This window comes from Kordia algicida OT-1 (genome assembly GCF_000154725.1).
Classification (GTDB): domain Bacteria; phylum Bacteroidota; class Bacteroidia; order Flavobacteriales; family Flavobacteriaceae; genus Kordia; species Kordia algicida.
In genome coordinates, this window is record NZ_DS544873.1 from 4804636 (window position 1) to 4824628 (window position 19993).

The following is a 19993-nucleotide window of genomic DNA, read 5'->3' on the forward strand; positions in this document are numbered from 1 at the left end:
GCAAAACACAATGGGTATATAAGATTTTCAAAGTTTGAAAGTATTGTATAAAAAAACGTCTCGAAATTTCGAGACGTTTTTAGTATATAGTACTATAGTAAAGATTAATCTTCTTTCTTATCTTCTCTAGGTTTACGATTATCACGTCCGCGGTTATCACGACCTCGGTTGTCACGTCCGCCACCTTTATTGTTATCTCTTGGTGGTCTTGCCGCAAAACCTTCTGGTTTTGGTAAAATAGCTTTACGTGAAACTTTTTCTTTACGTGTTTTTGGGTCAATTCCAAAATACTTTACATCTAATATGTCGCCCATTTTTACAATGTCGCTAACATTATTAGTACGTTCCCAAGCCAATTCTGAAATGTGTAATAATACTTCGTTTCCTGGCGCTTCTGTATATTCTACTACGGCTCCAAAATCGAGCATTTTTACAACTTTTACTTCGTAAATACTTCCTTTTTCTGGTTTGAAAGTGATTGAATCAATCTTAGCTAAAACAGCGTCAATTCCTTCTTGATCTGTTCCTAAGATTTCAACAATTCCTTCTTCCGTTACAGGGTCTTCGTTAATTACAATTGTTGTGTTCGTTTCCTTCTGTAACTCTTGAATTACTTTTCCTCCAGGTCCAATTAACGCTCCAATATAATCTCCAGGAATAGTTCTGGTAATCATTTTTGGCGCATGTGCTTTTACATTTTCGTTAGGCGCAGCAATTGTATCAGTCAATTTTTCTAAAATGTGTAAACGTCCGTCACGTGCTTGTTTTAAAGCGTTTACAAGAATTTCATACGATAATCCTTTTACTTTTATATCCATTTGACAAGCAGTAATTCCGTCAGCAGTTCCCGTAACTTTAAAGTCCATATCTCCTAAATGATCTTCATCACCTAAAATATCAGATAAAACCGCATACTTTCCAGAGTCTGCATCAGAAATTAATCCCATGGCAATTCCAGAAACTGGTTTCTTTAATTGAACTCCTGCATCCATTAATGCCATGGTTCCAGAACAAACGGTTGCCATAGAAGATGAACCGTTAGATTCTAATACTTCTGAAACGACACGTACTGTATACGGGCAATCTTCAGGTACCATTCCTTTTAAGGCACGTTGTGCTAAGTTTCCGTGTCCTACTTCACGGCGCGATGTTCCACGAATTGGTCGTGCTTCACCTGTTGAAAAAGGAGGGAAGTTATAATGTAAATAGAAACGTTCTTCGCCTTCATAAGATGGCATGTCTATTTGGTTTGCTTCTCTTGACGTTCCTAGAGTAACGGTAGCTAAAGCCTGAGTTTCTCCACGTGTAAAGATTGATGAACCATGTGTTGATGGTAAATAATCTACCTCACACCAAATTGGTCTAATTTCATCTGTCTTACGACCATCCAAACGCAATCCTTCGTTTAAAGTTAAATCACGTACAGCTGCTTTTTCGGCTTTGCTATAATACTTAGAAATTAATCCACCAAAATCTTCAATTTCTTCTTCTGTAAACGATGCAATGATTTCTTCTTTAATTTCAGAAAAAGCCATTCCACGTTCTTTCTTTGAAGAACCTGCTTTTGCCACAGCATATACTTTATCATACGCCATGTCGTGAATTTTTTGAGCTAATTCCTCATCGGCTCTTTCAGGTTCATACTCACGTGTTTCTTTTTTGCCAATAGCTTCTGCCAAGCGAAGTTGTGCCGCACATTGTACTTTGATAGCTTCGTGTGCAAACTTGATCGCTTCTGTCATTTCTTCTTCAGAAATCTCGTCCATTTCACCTTCTACCATCATTACAGAATCTGCAGAAGCACCAATCATCATATCGATGTCAGATTCTTCGAGTTGTGCTCTCGTTGGATTAATGATAAATTCTCCATTAATACGTCCAACTCTAGCTTCAGAGATGGCACATTCAAAAGGAAAATCAGACAATTGAATTGCTGCAGAAGCTGCTAAACCAGCCATAGCATCAGGCATTACTTCAGGATCGTGAGACATCAACTGAATCATCACTTGTGTTTCTGCGTGATAATCTTTAGGGAATAACGGGCGTAAAACACGGTCTACCAAACGCATTGTTAATACTTCACCATCACTTGGTCTTGCTTCTCTTTTGAAGAAACCACCTGGATAACGACCTGCTGCTGCAAATTTTTCACGGTAATCAACTGTTAAAGGTAAAAAGTCAACATCGCTTTGTTTGTAGTTAGAAACCACAGTACATAATAACATACATTTTCCTGACTGCACCACAACGCTACCATGCGCTTGCTTTGCTAACTTTCCGGTTTCGATAGAAATTTCTCTACCGTCGCCTAGGTCTATGACCTCTCTAAAAACTTTTGGAATCATAAATTTTTTTTAATTCTAATTAAACAAAGGTCGTTGTGTTGTTGTGTGTAGTTGTTGTTGTGACCCAATGAAAAACCAGTAATTATAGCTTTTTATAATTTCTCAATATCCTGAGAAATATACTTTTATATATTAAAAAAAGAGGCACGAAGCCTCTTTAGTTTTATTTTCTTAATCCTAATTCTTTTACGATTGCACGATATCTGTTGATATCTTTTTTCTTTAGGTAGTCAAGTAAGCTTCTTCTTTTACCTACTAACTTTACTAGAGAACGCTCTGTGTTATAATCTTTACGATTTTTCTTTAAGTGCTCCGTTAAGTGATTAATTCTGTGCGTAAATAACGCGATTTGACCTTCTGACGAACCTGTGTCTGTTGCAGACTTTCCGTGCTTTGCGAAGATTTCTTCTTTAACTTCTTTAGTTAAGTACATGCCAATATTGTTTTAATAATTTTTATGTATTAATACGTTTCTCGTATCAAGCCGCAAATATACTACTATTTTTTAGAATCCAAATGTTTAATTAAACCTTTTTGAATACTTGAAGTCCTAAGTGCAACAAATGTTAAAAAACGTTAATTGTGAAATGAGCCATAGTATGATGGTTGGCGCCAAACTAATATAATTATCGGCAAATTTTATCTGACCTAAGTGAAACTTTAAAAGCAAAAACAGATGAAAACCAAATTCAAAATGAAAAATGTAATGTTACTTTTAGTAGTAACGCTATTGAGTGTGACAGCTTGCCAAAATGAAGATACTGTTGCAACGACTGATGACGTAGCTATAGACGACGCGCTTGCACAGCGAAGTGCAGAGATTGATTTGATTTCTGATGATATCGGAATTATTGTAGAAGAAGCGTATCAGGAAGATGAATCGTATGTTTCTTTTTTGCCTGAATGTGTTACGATTACCACAGAAATAAGTACTGGTTTTATAGAAAGAACACTCGATTTTGGTGATGGATGCGAATTGCCTAACGGAAATATAGTTGCTGGAATTATTGTAACAAGTCATGCCGTAGACAGCAATCCTGCACGACGTGATATTTCGGTAACTTTTGACAATTTTACTCGAAACGATGTATTGATTGAAGGAACACGAAGCATAGAACGTGTGTTGGCAAATGATGCTGGAAATCCACAGTCGACAGCACAAGTAGCTATGCAAGTCACTTGGCAAGATGGAACTACGGCAACTCGTGAAGGAATAAGAATTCGTGAGTGGATTGAAGGGTTTGGTTCTGGAGTTTGGAGCGATAATGTGTTTTCTATTACAGGAAGTGTAACAACTACAGGAATTTTAGGAAATACGTACGCAGCAATTATTACAACACCATTGCGTAGAGAAATGGTGTGTGCATTTATTGTGAGTGGAACGATTGAATTATCTCGTAATGATAACACAGGAACTTTGAGTTATGGAGAAGGAAGCTGTGATAATGAAGCTGTTTGGACCAATCCTAACGGAAATACAACGACGATTTATTTAGATTAGTGATCTTAAAAATAGTTTTTAGACAATTAAAAAGGCTTCCAATTTGGAAGCCTTTTTGATATATTTTTCAAATAAAATTACGCACGTATTGGTTGATTTTGAATCAAGTCAATGTACAAGTTAATTTTATTTTTAAGTTCTTTTCTGTGTGAAATGAAATCTAAGAATCCGTGTTCTAGTAAGAATTCTGAAGTTTGGAAACCTTCTGGTAAATCTTTTCCTGTTGTATCACGAACAACTCTTGGTCCTGCAAAACCGATTAATGCGCCAGGTTCTGCGATATTAATGTCTCCCAACATGGCAAAAGAAGCTGTTGTTCCACCAGTTGTTGGATCGGTACATAAAGAGATGTATGGAATTCCAGCATCTGCTAATTGTGCTAGCTTTGCTGAGGTTTTTGCCAATTGCATGAGTGATAATGCAGCTTCCATCATACGTGCTCCACCAGATTTTGAGATAATCATAAATGGAATGTTGTTTTTTAACGAGTAATCTGCAGCACGTGCAATTTTTTCTCCAACAACACTTCCCATAGAACCTCCGATAAATTTGAAATCCATACAGGCAATAACTAAGTCTTTTCCTTTTGATTTTCCAACGGCAGTTTTTACGGCGTCTTTTAAACCTGTTTTTTCTTTGGCAGCTTTTAAACGATCAGTGTATTTTTTGCTGTCTTCAAATTTTAAAGGATCTTTGGAAGTTAGATTTTTATCTAATTCTTTGAATTTTCCTTCATCAAATAATATTTCGAAGTATTCTTTACTTCCAATACGAACATGGTAGCCATCTTCGGGACTTACGTAAAAGTTTTTTGCTAATTCTTCAGAATCAACAATTTTCCCAGTTGGAGATTTGTACCAAAGTCCTTTGGGCGTATCTTTTTTATCTTGTGTGGAAGTTTGAATTCCCTTTTCTTTTCTTTTAAACCAAGCCATAATGATTTGTGGATTACGATTTACAATGTTGGATTGTTTTTACAATCTGTGTCGTACGATCAATTAGTTAGTTTTGTTTTTAGTTAAAGAACAAAATTACAGTTTTTATTAATGAAACTCAAAATTTGATTCCGCTATCTAGCAAATAGTATGTTTATTTCTGTGAAAAACCTCGTTAACACATTGTTTTTCAGTGTAAACGAGGTTTTTTTACTTTCGTGAGAACTTCTGCGTTAGGGATTGAGGCGACATCCTTTTGAAAAAAGATATAGCCGAAAGCCCGACCCGCAGGGAAACGCCCAAGTTTTATAAAGTATTTACGTTGTTTAAGTCTTCAAATGCTTGCTTTAAACGCGTTTTGAATGTCAATTCGCCTTCGCGCAACCATTTTCTCGGATCGTATGTTTTTTTGTTTGGAATGTCGTCTCCATCAGGATTTCCAATTTGCGTCATTAGATAGTCTTTTTTGTCTAACATATAATCACGAATTCCCGACATGAATGCAAATTGCAAGTCAGTATCAATGTTCATTTTGATTACTCCGTAGCCGATAGCTTCTCTGATTTCTTCGAGCGTAGAACCTGATCCGCCGTGAAATACAAAGTCAATGTGATTGTGACCTACATTGTATTTTTGAGAGATGTGTTCTTGCGAGTTTTTCAAGATTTTTGGTGTCAACTTTACGTTTCCTGGCTTGTATACTCCGTGAACATTACCAAAAGCGGCTGCAATAGTAAAACGCGGACTTACTTTCATCAATTCTTCGTATGCGTAGGCAACTTCTTCTGGTTGTGTGTATAGTTTGGAATCGTCTACATCGCTGTTGTCAACTCCATCTTCTTCGCCACCAGTAATTCCTAATTCGATTTCGAGTGTCATGCCCATTTTGCTCATGCGCGCTAGGTATTCTTTACAGATTTCGATGTTTTCTTCGAGTGGTTCTTCCGAAAGATCGATCATGTGTGAGCTGTATAATGGTTTTCCAGTTTCGGCGAAGTGTTTTTCGCTGGCTTCTAACAAACCGTCTATCCAAGGTAAAAGTTTCTTGGCACAGTGATCGGTGTGTAAAATTACAGGAACTCCATAGGCTTCTGCCATTTCGTGTACATGTTTTGCACCTGCTATAGAACCTGCAATGGCTGCTTTTTGGTCTTCGTTGCTTAGTCCTTTTCCGGCGTTGAATTGTGCGCCTCCGTTTGAGAATTGAATGATGACAGGAGCATTGAGTTCTGCGGCAGTTTCTAAAACTCCGTTGATAGAGTTAGAACCGACTACATTTACTGCTGGTAACGCAAAGCCTTTTTCTTTGGCTAGTTTGAATATTTCTTGTACTTCGTCTCCAGTAGCAACTCCTGCTTTGATATTGTGACTCATCGTCTTTGGTTTTTTTGTTTGGATTACAAAAGTAATAAAATTGTGATGAGTTTTTACGTAGTTGACAATTTTAGCGATAGAAGTGAAGCTACTTTTACGAATTTGATAATTTTCATTGTTTTAAAGCTGCTTTTCCTGTGAAAATGTTGGTGTTTTTGTAGAATTATTGATTTGTTGTTGATGGTTTTTTTGTATTGATTTTTAGGAGTTTGAAAGCTATAACGTTTTCGCTTTTCTAGGATTTTAGGTTGTACTTGAATAATATAAATCAAATCTAAGTACATCTCGATACAATTTTCTTCATTTTATTGCGAAAATCACTCGATGAGACGCTTTGGTTTTTATATTGTAAATCCTGAATTTAAAATCCGTTTGCTGTTTATGTGTTTATCAGTTTAGGAGTTTGTTTTGTAGATGAGTTAGTTTCAAAGAATAATTCAGCATTCAAAATCCAACATTTAAAATCCGTTTGCAGTTTATGGGTTTATAAGTTTAACAGTTTAGGCTTTGAAACCACAAGCAGCGTAAACAAATAGAAATTAGCAATCAACACCTAAAAAGGATAATTAATCCCAATATTATAAACCGCGTTTCCGAAGTTGTAATCTCTAAACCAACGATTGCCTAATTCATACGCAGGATCGTAGGTTTTGAAACCAATATCAAAACGCAATACGAAGAAGCTAAAATCGTAACGCAATCCAAAACCTGTTCCTAAAGCAATGTCTTGCAAGGATTCGAAACCATTAAATTTTCGGTTTTCGTCTTCAATATCATCAAAAACATTCCAGATGTTTCCTGCGTCTGCAAAAAGTGCACCTTTAAAACTTCCGAAAAGATCAAAACGATATTCTAGGTTGGTGGTCAGTTTTAAATTGGCTTCGTTAAAATCGAGAATGCTTGCCGAACGTCCTGGACCTAATTGATAGGCTGCCCAAGCTCTGTTGTCATTTGATCCACCGCCAAAGTAACTTCGTGCAAACGGAATATTGTCTGAGTTTCCATATGGAATGGCAATTCCGAAGAAAGTACGAAATGCCAATACATCTTGCTTTCCTGAGAGTTCCCAGTGTTTTATATAGTCAAATTCTGTTTTTACGTATTGCGAATAGGGAACGCCAAATAGTTTGTATTTACCGCGCGCGTCTTTTTCTAAGTTTGCTGTGCTCGCAATGGCAGATAGAAAGTTTCCTGCCAATTCAAGTTCTGTTCGGAACTGAAAGAAATTATTGTCTGCAATGTTTTCCTTGCTGTTGTGTAAAAAGTTAATTTTTGAGGAAGCAATTAAGTTGTCTTGCGTGAGTCGGAACTGTCGTTGTGCCACACTTAATATTGTGGAAAGTTCACTAGGGTTTACTTCAAAATTGTTAGAAACAACATCTTCTATGAATTGATTGGTTTGTCCTGTAGCAATATTGAGCGACTCGTCATCAGCAATATAATTAGAGCTTTGGGCGACAGCATTTAAACGATCGTACGAACTTGTATATACATTAAAATAGTTGCTTGTATTTAAGTTTCTGATGAATTGCAGATTGAATAATTCTAGGTTGAAACTATTTTTTTTGCTCGGTGTCCAATTGTAACGAATGAGTCCTGTAAACGTTTGTCTGTCCAAACCAATATTTTGCTGATTGCTAGTTCCTATTGATAAAACTGTAGTGGGCAACATGTATTTCGGAATGATTTTCTCCGTGTTAAACGGAAAGAAGAATCGTGGAAAGTTGAGTCGGAAATCGACACCAATTTCTGCAATGTTAAAGAATTGATCTTCCGAATCGGCAACATCTCTTGAAGCACCTAAAGTTCCTCTAGCAGCAATTTCTAAAGTTTCCGCACCACGAAAAACGTTTCTACTGATGAGTGATGTACTGAACGAAAAACCGTAATCCTGAATGTTAGAGTGTGTAATATCAATATCAAAACCTAAAGAAAATTTCTTTCGTGGCGTTAAGTAGATATTGGTCACCAAATCTGTGAGACTGTCGTTTTCATATTCGTACTGAATCGTTGGATATTTAAACGTTCGCAGGTTGCTAATGTGTTTGTAGGTTAGCGATCGGTCAATATCTCTGTATACATCGCCTGCATGAATAAAAATAGCATCTGTTATGGCTTTTGGGCGAAAACGAAGTTTGTCATTTGAATAGATAGTAAAATCATCATATGTTACCGAATCTACATATTTTGAGCGCGAATTGGCAAAAGTATAATCGGTGTAAATATTTACTTTTTTAATGCGATGTACTTTGTATTCTGTTTCAATTATGGAATCATTTTTTCGTTCGCGGAGATTGTTGATTTTTATCAAAGCGCCTAATGCATAATCACGATTGGTAGAATCAATTCCGATTTTGGGTTTGATTGAGTTTAATTGAAAATTGTAAATTCCTGAGTTTCTAAATAAAACGGTCAAGCGTTCACGTTCGTTTAAAAAATCTTTGGTATTGTATTGTTTGCCTTCTTTTACAATTGATTTTTCTTTATGAATGTTGTAAATAGAATCTAAATCGGGCGATTTTATAATAATCTGCAAACTATCAATAAAATAAGGATTTCCTGTTTCTACAGTATATTCAATGCCTGCTCTGCGTTCTTTTTCGGAAGGAATTACTTTGTAATTGGAAATTGCGTTAAAAAAACCTTTGTTTTGGTAATATACTTTTAGGCGTTTGCTTGTTTTTTTAGCTTTGCTCGAATCGATAATTACTGGCGCTTCTCCCGTTTTTTTTAACCAATTGTTAAATCCAACTTTATAGTTTTTCATTTCTCTCACTTGCTTTTCCGAATACAGTTTGTTCAAACGTTTTGCGCGTTTGGGTTTTCTGTATAACCAAGCATCGAAGGTAGAATCTGGATTTTTTCCAGCAAGATTGTAAATATGCAAACGCAACGGAAAGTTTAAAAGACGACTGTTTGGTTTTTGATACATTTGACTCAACGCGTCTGGATCGCTCGACTTTTCTCCGTTTACCATCAATTCATTTTTTACAAGCAGTAATTCATTTTCTTTTACACGCTTAACGGCATTACAAGAGCTGATGAATGTGCCAATTATAATAAATAATGATATTTTTGCTAAAAAGGATTTCAATAAGAAGTGTTTTTCAATTCCAAAATTAAACTATTTGCATGATTAGCAAAAGACAAATAAAAATAATAACGAGTCTACATCAAAAAAAGTACCGAAAATCTACAGGACTGTTTGTTGCAGAGGGAAAAAAAGTGATTCAAGAGTTTTTAAATTCTAAATTTGAATTAGATTCATTATTCTCGGTTGATGCAAATTTGTTTGCCAATAACTCAAAAGTAACGCTTATTTCGGAAGCTGAATTAAAAAAGATAAGTTTCTTGAAAACACCTAACAAAGCATTGGCACTTTTTAAGATTGCTGAGAATGCTGTTGTAAATGCTGAAGGATTGATCGTTGCCTTAGATGATGTTCGTGATCCTGGAAATTTAGGAACTATCATTCGTTTGTGCGATTGGTTTGGTGTAACACAACTCGTATGTTCGGAAGCAACTGTCGATTGTTACAATCCGAAAGTAATTCAAGCAACGATGGGCTCGTTGACGCGTGTCAATGTTGTGTATGCGAATCTAGAAAACTATCTGTCGGAAACAAAATTACCTGTTTTTGGTGCGTTTATGGATGGAAAAAATGTCTATAAAACCAATTTGCCAAAAGATGGAATTTTGGTGATGGGGAATGAAGCGAATGGTGTTTCTGAGAAAATTTCAACCTTAATTACTGAAAAAATCGCCATTCCACGATTTGGAGAAATCCAACAGACTGAAAGTCTAAATGTAGCGATGGCAACTGGAATTTTATTGAATGAGTTTAAGCGAAGTGAGTTTTGATAATTCTAGCTTTTTTTCGAAACCTTCTTATTTTGTTGATCTAAATCTGATATTCCAGGAGCGTTTTTTAATAATTTTTGAGCTAGTTCATGTGGTAATTGAATAAAAAGAGTAGCGGTTGAATCCCAACATATAATTTCAAAAATAGAATCTTTAAGTTGCTTTTTGGGACTTCCTGACCAGAAATTTGGATTCCCATCTGCGTAAGGTTTGTCACTTAATTTTGGAGTTGTTCCTTTTGGGTATACAGATATTACCGCCCATTCAAATTGATAATCAAATTCTTTAATTATCAAATTCAAGTCTTCACCAGTTATCCACATTGGACTTTTAATTTCTGACCAACCTCCGGAAACATCTGTGAAATGAAAATCAAAATCGTCTAAGCTAATTTCCAACCATTGCTCTATATTTCGTAAGCTGGTAAAAAAAGTAATACTATCAGTATTTTCTTGAATTAAGTTCATTTTCTAACTTACAAAGAAACTATCGCAATGTGTCACATCGAGCATTCTTGAAATCAAAAATATATTTTGATTGAAAATATCCAGTGAAGCTATTGAAACGTAAAATTAATAAAAATCCCGCGTGATTTCATCGATTGTATATTGCTTGTCCACGGACTGTTTGGATCTACATCGCGAACCAATTCGTCATTCAAAGCAAAAACACCACGAATAGAAGGCGTAAATTTAAAGTAGTACAAATAGAAATCAACTCCAAAACCTAATTCGTAATAATACGTCGTTTTCTTCATACGAAACTGATTGCTGCTGTTATCATCAGGATTGTCCTGATTGCTCGATAAATTTAACGAAGTAGAAAATCCGCCAACAATAAAAGGCTTTATGTTATTGATGCGCTTAGTTCCTATTTTTAATAATAGAGGAATGTGTACATAGCTCGATTTTATCTCTCGATTTCGTTCTACAATACTTGTCAATCCGTAACTTTCAGGATATTCAATATTACGTGTAGTAAAGAAAATTCCCGGTTCCAAACGAATGTTCATATAGTTGTTCAACTTTACATCACCTACCAATCCTACATTAAATCCTGTAGAAGGTTTTAACTGAATGGCATCTGCATTTGTGTTGTAGGTAAATTTAAAATCGTAACTATTGAATCCTAAAAAATAACCCCAAGTTAAAATGTTATTGTCTATCTGTCCATTTCCGCCACTGGCATCATTTAATACTTTTTTCTTGCTAAAAAGTTGAGAATGTGCGGATTGAAATGCAAAAATACAACAGATGATTATTAAAATCTTCTTCATAAAATCTATTTTGTTGCGGTGTAAATGCTCGCTACACCAAACGTTTGTGGTTTATCTTTCACATCTATAAACCCAATTTTTCGTAAAATATTGTTGAAGTTCTCACCATAAGGAAAAGCTGCTGCCGATTCTGATAGATATCCGTAGGCAGAATTGTCTTTAGAAAACAGTTTTCCAATCAATGGTAAAATATTTTTTGTGTAAAAACGATAGAACTGTTTGAATGGTGTTTTGGTAGGAACAGAGGTTTCTAAGACTACGAAAATTCCGCCTGGTTTTAACACGCGTAAAATTTCTTGCAATCCTTGTTCAAGGTTTTCAAAATTTCGTACTCCAAAAGCCACCGTAATCGCATCAAAAGAATTATCTTCAAATGGTAGTTTTTCGCCATCGCCCAATACCATTTCAATCTTTTCATGCAATTCTTTCTTTTTAATTTTTTGTTTTCCTACTTCCAACATTCCTGGTGAAATATCAAGTCCTACAATACGTTCAGCACTGGTTTCTGCTAGATTGATGGCTAAATCGGCAGTTCCTGTAGCAATATCCAAAATAGTTTTCGGATTGGTGTTACCCACCATACGAACGACTCTTTTTCGCCATTTAATATCAATTCCAAAAGAAATCACACGATTCAGTCCATCGTAATTTTCTGAAATCGTATCAAACATCTCTGTAACCTGCTCTTTTTTGCCCAGATTAGACTCTTTATATGGTGTTACATTCTTCGACATATAGGAAATTTTGGCAAATATAATTAATCCTATTATCAATGTGGTATTGCAAAGCCTATTATTTGTCTAGGATATACAAATCTGATATTCAACACCAAAAGTATTAGTAGATCATTGCTTTTTGCCTTATATTTGTATACTTTTTCAATAAGTAACTCAATGAAAATTATTATTGCTGGAGCTGGAGAGGTTGGATATCATTTAGCAAAACTCCTTTCTTACGAATCCCAAGATATTACGCTGATAGATTGTAACAAGGAAAATTTAGCATACGCTGATGCACACCTAGATATACGTGTCATTAAAGGTGATGCTACTTCTATAAAAGTATTAAAAGAAGCACGTGTAGCTACAGCAGATTTAGTAATTACAGTAACTTCTTCTGAAACGACCAATATTACTATTTGCGTTTTGGCTAAACAGTTGGGCTGTCGCCGAACGATTGCACGAATTTCAAATACAGAATTCATATACAATCAAGAAGAACTAAAATTTAAAGATTTAGGAATTGATGAGTTGATTTCTCCTGAAAAATTAGCTGCCGCTGAAATAAAGTTATTGCTCGATCAATCTGCATTTAACGACAGTTATGAGTTTGAAGATGGTGCACTGACTATGGTTGGTACTACTTTACAGCGAACTGCTCCGTTTGTAGGGAAAAGCGTAAAAGAAGCCGCCAACATCTTTCCAGAACTACATTTTGTACCTATCGCTATTCAACGTTTTGGAACGCAATATACACTGATTCCACGTGGTGATACGTTGTTTAAAGAAGGCGATCAAGTGTATTTTATCACATCAAAAGAAGGTGTGGAAGTGTTGTACAAACTTATTGGAAAGGTAAAAGAAGATATAAAAAACGTGATGATTCTTGGTGGAAGTAATATCGGATTAAAAACTGCAAGAGACCTTTGTAAAAATAGATTCAATGTAAAATTGATCGAAAAAGATAAAAACAAAGCTTTCGATTTGGCAGATGATTTGCCAGATGCTTTGGTGATACAAGGTGACGGACGAAATGTTGAATTGCTTGAAGAAGAAGATGTGTACGGAATGGACGCATTTATTGCTGTAACTGGAAACTCTGAAACAAACATCATGTCGTGTTTGGTGGCAAAGTCTAAAAGTATTCGAAAAACAATCGCGTTGGTTGAAAATATGGATTATTTTCAATTGTCTCAATCTATCGGAATTGATACGTTGATTAATAAAAAACTTCTAGCGGCAAATAATATTTTTAGACACATTCGAAAAGGTGATGTGGTCGATATGACGCGCCTAAACAATATGAATGCAGAATTATTGGAGTTTGTTGTAAAACCTACTTCGCGCGTATGCAATAAAAAAATAAAAGACTTAGATTTTCCTCGATCAGCCATTATTGGTGGCGTAATTAGAGAAGGTAAAGGTCTAATTGCGTTGGGAGATTTCCACATAAAATCTGGCGATAGAGTAGTCGTTTGTAGCTTACCGAGATCAATTAACAAAGTAGAACGTATGTTTCTCTAACAATTGACGATGAGGGTAAATTATAAAATCATATTTCACTTAATGGGACTGCTGTTAATTTGTAACGGCGGCTTCATGTTGTTGGCAACATTGGTCAGTTTTCTATATGAAGATGGTGTAACGTTCAAGATGTTTTTAGCAGGTTTAGTAACCATTATTGCAGGTTCATTATTCATGCTCACAACGAGAGATCACAAAAAAGAAATTAAGAAACGCGAAGGATATATTGTAGTAACTTTCGGGTGGATTTTATTGTCCCTTTCGGGAACGTTTCCGTATTTATTTACCAAAACCATTCCAAGCTTTACCAATGCTTTTTTTGAAACCATGTCTGGTTACACTACAACAGGCGCAACTATTTTAGAAAAAATTGAAGGTTTACCAGAAGGAGTACTGTTTTGGAGAAGTATGACACATTGGATTGGCGGTATGGGAATCATTGTGCTTGCCATTGCTATTTTACCATTACTAGGAATAGGAGGAATGCAGCTTTTTGCTGCAGAAGCACCAGGACCGAGTGCGGATAAATTACATCCAAGAATTACAGATACTGCAAAGCGTTTGTGGCTAATTTACGTAGGATATACCATTGCAGAAACGATCTTATTACAATTGGCAGGAATGTCCTTTTTTGACGCAATCAATCATGCATTGTGTACATTATCTACTGGAGGATTTTCAACCAAAGATGCTAGCGTTGCGTATTGGAATGGGCAGCCAATCATACAATATATTATCATTTTATTTATGTTCTTGGCAGGAACAAACTTTGTATTAAGTTACTTTGCTTTTAAAGGGAAAATTCAGAAAATTATCAAAGATGAGGAGTTCAAAATTTATGGAATTCTCGTAGGTTTTTTTACAATTGTAGCGACACTTATTGTCTTTTTTCAAGCAGATGTTGCTCCATCTGCGTATCATCCGATGGTTTGGGGAGAATTAGAAAGTTCTTTTAGGCATTCACTATTTCAGGTAATTGCAGTTGTAACAACCACAGGATTTGTAACCGCAGATTTTACAGCGTGGACTACATTTTTAACGATTTTCTTCTTCGGGTTAATGTTTCTTGGTGGCTCGGCAGGCTCTACTTCTGGTGGCGTAAAAGTAGTACGACATTTATTGATGATTAAAAACGGATTGCTGGAATTTAAACGAACTTTACATCCACGTGCAATTATTCCTGTGCGATACAATAACAAATCTGTTTCCGAACACATTGTCTATAACATTCTTGGATTCTTCATTTTGTATATGTTATTGTTTATCATTGGAGCATTAGTTTTAGGTTTTGTAGGCGATTTAGATTTTGAGACAGCCGTTGGTGGTGCAGCTTCTTCCTTAGGAAATGTGGGTCCGGCGTTGGGTGAATTGAATCCGCTTGAAAACTACAATAAATTACCAGGTTTTGGAAAATGGTGGTGTTCCTTTTTGATGCTTCTTGGACGATTGGAATTATTTACTGTATTAATCTTACTTACGCCATTTTTCTGGAGAAATCGCTAGTTTACAGTGGTTTAAAATCGTAATTATTAATTTTTTTTAAAATATTTTGTAACATTATTTGTGTTGAAACGTCATACAGGTGTAAATCAATCAAAAAACATCATTATGAAATCAACACATCAATTAAAAGCAATTTCAGTTCCCATAGGAGCAGTAGAAAACACTTCAAACATTTTTAACAGAGGTTTATTAACTTCAAGTTATAAGCAAGAAATTAGACAAAATTACCGTAATTTAAAATCAACTTCTTTGTACTCTTTAAAACAAACGGTAAAAACGAATCATCACCAATTTATGCCAGCAGCAGGAACAATTTTAAAGATTGCTGTATTTGTCATTGCTTATTTGGTAGCTTTTCTGTAAGAGTAAAAGCTTTACTAAACATCATTTAAAAAAACAGAAAACTATTTTTTAGATCTTCATCAAATCTGAAAAAAAGGGGAAAAATCCCCTAAGAAAGGGTTTTTTAACCTCAAATGTTTTCGTGATATTTACATCAGTAAATAAAAGCGTAAACTCAAATGCTTAAGAAATTTAACTTTCTAGAATTCTGTTGGTTAGCTACCATTATATTACTAACAAGTACGCTTGTGATGATTTTTACAAGTACAGACATCACAACTCAAGTAGCACCAACTACTAGGACATTTTTCGGAATAGATGTCATGTACTGTATAGTTATCTTTTATGCCTTTAATACCTTTTTATTCTTCGGAATTAAGGAGTTTTTCTGGCGTTACAAACGAAAATTTCCGAATGCCATTATCATGTTTAGTGGTGCAATATTGACCATTTCACTTTTAATACTTAATATTATATAGTTAATCTCAACCGAGCCAAAAGATGTCTTTATCAAATGTCTTTTGGCTTATTTTTTGGATCGCTTCGCTTTTGGATCGCTTCGCTGATCTTCTTAAATTGTTTGAAACAATCTCACTACTCACTGCTACTAAAAAAACGGTGGTATCAAAAAAAAGCTGCTTCTCCAAGAAAACAGCTTTTATATCATTTATAAAATAATCTTTTATTTTAATGCTTCTTTAATTTGTTTGATCGCCGTGCGCAATTCTTCTTCCGAAGCCGCATACGAAATACGAATACAGTTTGGGTTTCCAAATGCATCTCCCGTTACGGTTGCTACCAAAGCTTCGTCTAATAAGTACAAAGAAAAGTCAGTAGCATTGTTGATCGTTTTTCCACGCAAGGTTTTTCCAAAGAATGATGAAATATCTGGAAATACATAAAAAGCACCTTCTGGCACATTGATATTGAATCCTTCAATTTCTCCAAGCAATTCTAAAACGATGTCTCTACGCTTTAAAAACTCGTCCATCATATACTGAATTTTATCCTTAGAGGCTTCTAAAGCAGCAATCGTAGCACGTTGCGCGATACAGTTTGCACCACTGGTAATTTGTCCCTGAATTTTATTGCAAGCTCTCGCTATCTTTTCAGGAGCGCCAATGTATCCAATTCGCCAACCTGTCATAGCAAATGCTTTTGAAACACCATTTACCGTAATAGTACGATCGTACATGGATGGAATTCGTGCAATGCTAAAGTGTTCGCTAGTAAAATTGATATGCTCGTAAATTTCATCAGAAACTACATAAATATTTGGATGTTTTTCTAAAACTTCTGCTAATGCTTTCAACTCAGCTTCACTATATACTGAACCACTTGGATTGCATGGCGAACTGAACCAAATCATTTTGGTTTTTGGAGTAATGGCAGCTTCCAATTGCTCTGGTGTCATTTTGAAATCTGTTTCAATGGAAGTTGCTACTTGCACAGGAACACCTTCAGCAAGTTTTACAATATCACTGTAACTTACCCAAAAAGGTGCAGGAAGAATTACTTCATCGCCATCATTTAATAACACCATTGCAACATTTGCTAGCGATTGTTTTGCTCCTGTAGAAACTACAATTTGACTTGGTGTATACGTAAGTTTATTGTCTCGTTTAAATTTGTTGATGATGGCTTCTTTCAAATCGGCATAACCATCTACAGGTGTATAACTGTTGTAGTTGTCATTGATTGCTTGAATGGCTGCTTCTTTGACAAATTCTGGTGTGTTGAAATCTGGTTCTCCCAAACTCAATCCGATGATATTTTTTCCTTCATTCCTCAATTCTCTAGCTTTCGCAGCCATAGCTAGCGTAGCAGAAGTGGACATGTTTAAAACTCTTTCAGATAATAGTGACATTGTTGTGTTGTTATTTTGTTTGAAAAACTGAATGATGCGAAATTAGTTATTTTATCATTTAAGTGGAAACAATGTGCATACTAATTGTTTGGTTTTACTGAATGAGTTTTAATTTTTAGATAAAGTGTTCGTTTTTTACTTTGTTGATTACAGGCATAAAAAAAAGTCTACGATTTGTAGACTTTTTGTAAGTGATTATATGTTTAGTTTGAAAAACGCATTTTTTCAAGTTTGTAATATTCTCTAAAGGTAATCATGCGTTGTTGTTCTTCATCCCATAATTTGTGAAACATCATTTTGACTCCATCTTTAAAAGAAAGTGTAGTTACGTATTTGGATAAGATTTTATTTTCCGTGAAACACTTTTTTAAGTTGTAATTTGGAATTCTACTGTTTAAATGATGAATGTGGTGAATTCCAATATGTCCTGTAAACCATTCCATCACTCGTGGAAGTTTTAAATATGTACTTCCTTTGATAGCTGAAAGCACAAAATTCCAATCTTTTTTCCACTTTTTGTATGAGAATTCATGTTGATGTTGAATGTAGAAAAACCAGAAAGCGATGATTCCAAAGAAGAATAAGATGATAAACTGAACCGCGAAAAAGCGTCCCCAACCTGTTAAATATCCTAGAGCCAAATACGGAATGATGATGACAATATTATCTTTTAATAAAGTATAAGTCGTTTTTTTCCAGTTGTTAAATTTTAAGAACGGATATTTTGTGGTAATGATTAAATAATATACTGGCGCAATTACAAAAATTACGATCGGACTTCTAAAAACTTTGTATTTAAAGCGTCCCCACCAATTTTTGGCACGGAATTCTTCAACCGTTAACGTAGGCATGTCGCCAATTTGTCTCGTTTCCAACTGTCCGTTGTGTCCGTGATGAAATGTGTGTGTTTCTGCCCAATATTTAAAAGGTAAAAAACTGAATACACTGCACGCATATCCAATAATGTCACTTGCTTTTTTCGATTTAATAAAAGAATTATGTCCGCAATCATGTTGAATGATAAAAATTCGAACCAAAAAGAATGCGTTTACAATTCCTAATAAAAATGTGAGTATGAGTGAAAAATCGAGCGCAAAATACATTAAAACCCATACGGCTATAAAGGGTAAAAATGAAGAAGCCATCTGTCCAATTGCCTTTTTGGTATTTTTCTTCTTGTATTTGGCAATAATTGACTTCCAATTTTTTAAAGAGTCTACAATCTCTTTATCAATATTTTGATTTGACATGGAGGGAACTTTTTAATCTTTAATCTGCTTCGCAAGATATAGTAAAAATCGTAATTTGAAAATAATAAATTTACATAATCACAAATAAAGAGTAGTTTTGTCGAAGATATGGAAATTATACAAAAATATTTTACAGAATTAACAACCGAACAACTCGAACAGTTTGGTCAGTTAGAAGCTTTATATAAAGAATGGAATGCGCAAATTAATGTGATTTCTCGAAAAGATATTGATGAGTTATACTTGCGACATGTATTGCATGGTTTGGCGATTGCAAAAGTGCAACCTTTTGTGGCAGGATCTCGCATTTTGGATGTAGGAACAGGTGGCGGTTTTCCCGGAATTCCGTTGGCAATATTGTTTCCTGAAGTTCAATTTGTTTTGGTTGATGCAATTGGGAAGAAAATAAAAGTTGTACAAGCTGTCGCTGAAAGTATTGGTTTAACGAATGTTTCTGCACATCATATGCGTGCAGAAAAGGTAAAAGGCGAGTTTGATTTTATAGTAAGTCGCGCCGTAACCAACATGCCTGATTTTGTAAAATGGGTTCGAAAGAAAGTAGCCAAGAAACAACGTCACGAATTGAAAAATGGAATTTTATATTTAAAAGGTGGCGATTTAACAGAAGAATTGAAAGATTTTCCAAAAGCTACGTTGTATGCAATTCCAGATTATTTTGAAGAAGCATTTTTTGAAACCAAAAAAGTAGTGCATTTACCTTTAAAATATAAACCATAAAATAAAATCCCTTAAGTACAATACTTAAGGGATTTTTCGTAGTTAGTTGGTTGGTTTGGTTATTGAGAATTCTTTATATGTTTAAAATGCTGTGGTAATGTTTACGGTAAGTCCTGTACTTTGTGGTACAAATCGACAAACTCCTCCAACACATACCAATCCACCACGCTGTCTTCCGTAGTTTAGCGCGACTCTTGTTGCGCCTCTTGCATAACTACCTCCAAAGTTGTAGTAGTGAATTTGCTCGTCTTCAACGTCGTTTCCGTAATTATAAATGTCTGTTGCGTAGAAAGATAGTCTAGGTGTTACGTTGAATTCTAACGTTCCTCCAGCCCAGTTCTTATCATCATCTGGCGTCCATAAATGTTGTAATTCAACACGTACTGATCTTTTTGAGTTGATTCTGTATGTTGATTCTGCTACCGCAATATTTGAGTTTACAACACCACGTTGATCTGTAATAAAACGTTGGTTGTAATATTGATTTACATAGTAAAATATACTTTGCCACTTACGACTCCATTTTTTTCGTACTTCCAAGCTAAATTCAGAAAAATACTTTTGACCAAAACCGAAATATTCAATTTCAGCATCTCTATCAGTAAAATTGAAATCTCCTTTTAATCCTGCCCAATATGCGGCATTTACGGCAATTTTAGTTCCGTATTTTCCACCTAAATTAGTGCCTTTCTTGAAGTTATAAAATAAGTCGATTTGTCCTCCAATTTCTCCAAATTTTAATAAAGACGGATCAGGAA

The 19993-nt window shown here is 35.1% G+C and carries 18 protein-coding genes; 7 read left to right on the forward strand and 11 right to left on the reverse strand.

Annotated features, from left to right (window positions below; translation table 11 throughout):
• Positions 1 to 104 precede the first annotated feature (104 nt).
• Positions 105 to 2345 (reverse strand): polyribonucleotide nucleotidyltransferase, encoded by a 2241-nt coding sequence (locus KAOT1_RS20655; protein ID WP_007096856.1) that lies wholly within the window; start codon positions 2343 to 2345, stop codon positions 105 to 107.
• Positions 2346 to 2508: 163 nt separating this feature from the next.
• On the reverse strand, positions 2509 to 2778 hold the full coding sequence (gene rpsO, locus KAOT1_RS20660) for a 30S ribosomal protein S15 (protein WP_007096857.1): 270 nt from the start codon (positions 2776 to 2778) through the stop codon (positions 2509 to 2511).
• Between the two features lie 243 nt (positions 2779 to 3021).
• On the opposite strand from rpsO, the gene KAOT1_RS20665 reads away from it, so the two are divergent.
• Entirely contained in the window at positions 3022 to 3846 is an 825-nt protein-coding gene (locus KAOT1_RS20665) for a hypothetical protein (protein WP_007096858.1), read from the forward strand.
• A gap of 77 nt (positions 3847 to 3923) precedes the next feature.
• Here KAOT1_RS20665 and accD read toward each other — a convergent pair whose 3' ends face one another.
• The 3 genes from accD to tamL all read right to left on the reverse strand — a co-directional run bounded on the left by accD (position 3924) and on the right by tamL (position 9249).
• On the reverse strand, positions 3924 to 4781 hold the full coding sequence (gene accD / locus KAOT1_RS20670; RefSeq protein ID WP_007096859.1) for an acetyl-CoA carboxylase, carboxyltransferase subunit beta: 858 nt from the start codon (positions 4779 to 4781) through the stop codon (positions 3924 to 3926).
• Positions 4782 to 5087: 306 nt separating this feature from the next.
• A complete protein-coding gene (gene fbaA / locus KAOT1_RS20675) occupies positions 5088 to 6155 on the reverse strand; it encodes a class II fructose-bisphosphate aldolase (RefSeq protein ID WP_007096860.1) in 1068 nt (355 codons plus the stop codon).
• 553 nt (positions 6156 to 6708) lie between these two features.
• Complete coding sequence (gene tamL, locus KAOT1_RS20685) at positions 6709 to 9249, reverse strand: translocation and assembly module lipoprotein TamL (protein WP_007096862.1); 2541 nt, start codon at positions 9247 to 9249, stop codon at positions 6709 to 6711.
• Between the two features lie 38 nt (positions 9250 to 9287).
• On the opposite strand from tamL, the gene KAOT1_RS20690 reads away from it, so the two are divergent.
• Entirely contained in the window at positions 9288 to 10016 is a 729-nt protein-coding gene (locus KAOT1_RS20690) for a TrmH family RNA methyltransferase (protein WP_007096863.1), read from the forward strand.
• A 5-nt stretch (positions 10017 to 10021) separates the two neighbouring features.
• Here the strand turns inward: KAOT1_RS20690 and KAOT1_RS22200 are convergent, their stop codons facing one another.
• The 3 genes from KAOT1_RS22200 to ubiE all read right to left on the reverse strand — a co-directional run bounded on the left by KAOT1_RS22200 (position 10022) and on the right by ubiE (position 12026).
• Positions 10022 to 10483 (reverse strand): hypothetical protein, encoded by a 462-nt coding sequence (locus KAOT1_RS22200; protein ID WP_007096864.1) that lies wholly within the window; start codon positions 10481 to 10483, stop codon positions 10022 to 10024.
• Between the two features lie 89 nt (positions 10484 to 10572).
• Positions 10573 to 11292, reverse strand: a complete 720-nt coding sequence (porT, locus tag KAOT1_RS20700) for a type IX secretion/gliding motility protein PorT/SprT (protein WP_007096865.1) — start codon at positions 11290 to 11292, stop codon at positions 10573 to 10575.
• A gap of 5 nt (positions 11293 to 11297) precedes the next feature.
• Entirely contained in the window at positions 11298 to 12026 is a 729-nt protein-coding gene (ubiE, locus tag KAOT1_RS20705; protein ID WP_040559753.1) for a bifunctional demethylmenaquinone methyltransferase/2-methoxy-6-polyprenyl-1,4-benzoquinol methylase UbiE, read from the reverse strand.
• 159 nt (positions 12027 to 12185) lie between these two features.
• Between ubiE and trkA the strand changes: the two genes are divergently transcribed.
• The 4 genes from trkA to KAOT1_RS20725 all read left to right on the forward strand — a co-directional run bounded on the left by trkA (position 12186) and on the right by KAOT1_RS20725 (position 15859).
• Entirely contained in the window at positions 12186 to 13535 is a 1350-nt protein-coding gene (gene trkA / locus KAOT1_RS20710; RefSeq protein ID WP_007096867.1) for a Trk system potassium transporter TrkA, read from the forward strand.
• Between the two features lie 9 nt (positions 13536 to 13544).
• The gene (locus KAOT1_RS20715) at positions 13545 to 15038 is read left to right on the forward strand and encodes a TrkH family potassium uptake protein (protein ID WP_040559754.1); all 1494 of its coding nucleotides are present in this window, start codon (positions 13545 to 13547) and stop codon (positions 15036 to 15038) included.
• 105 nt (positions 15039 to 15143) lie between these two features.
• The gene (locus tag KAOT1_RS20720) at positions 15144 to 15401 is read left to right on the forward strand and encodes a hypothetical protein (RefSeq protein ID WP_157560230.1); all 258 of its coding nucleotides are present in this window, start codon (positions 15144 to 15146) and stop codon (positions 15399 to 15401) included.
• A 158-nt stretch (positions 15402 to 15559) separates the two neighbouring features.
• The gene (locus KAOT1_RS20725) at positions 15560 to 15859 is read left to right on the forward strand and encodes a hypothetical protein (RefSeq protein ID WP_007096870.1); all 300 of its coding nucleotides are present in this window, start codon (positions 15560 to 15562) and stop codon (positions 15857 to 15859) included.
• Between the two features lie 203 nt (positions 15860 to 16062).
• Here KAOT1_RS20725 and KAOT1_RS20730 read toward each other — a convergent pair whose 3' ends face one another.
• Both KAOT1_RS20730 and KAOT1_RS20735 read right to left on the reverse strand, forming a co-directional pair.
• A complete protein-coding gene (locus KAOT1_RS20730) occupies positions 16063 to 17247 on the reverse strand; it encodes a pyridoxal phosphate-dependent aminotransferase (protein WP_007096871.1) in 1185 nt (394 codons plus the stop codon).
• Between the two features lie 203 nt (positions 17248 to 17450).
• The gene (locus KAOT1_RS20735; RefSeq protein WP_007096872.1) at positions 17451 to 18497 is read right to left on the reverse strand and encodes a fatty acid desaturase; all 1047 of its coding nucleotides are present in this window, start codon (positions 18495 to 18497) and stop codon (positions 17451 to 17453) included.
• Between the two features lie 108 nt (positions 18498 to 18605).
• On the opposite strand from KAOT1_RS20735, the gene rsmG reads away from it, so the two are divergent.
• Positions 18606 to 19235 carry a 16S rRNA (guanine(527)-N(7))-methyltransferase RsmG gene (rsmG, locus tag KAOT1_RS20740; protein WP_007096873.1) on the forward strand — a complete coding sequence of 210 codons (630 nt, stop codon included), beginning with the start codon at positions 18606 to 18608 and terminating at the stop codon, positions 19233 to 19235.
• 81 nt (positions 19236 to 19316) lie between these two features.
• Here the strand turns inward: rsmG and KAOT1_RS23615 are convergent.
• Positions 19317 to 19993: DUF6029 family protein (locus tag KAOT1_RS23615; protein ID WP_007096874.1), on the reverse strand; the 677-nt coding region annotated here is incomplete at its 5' end.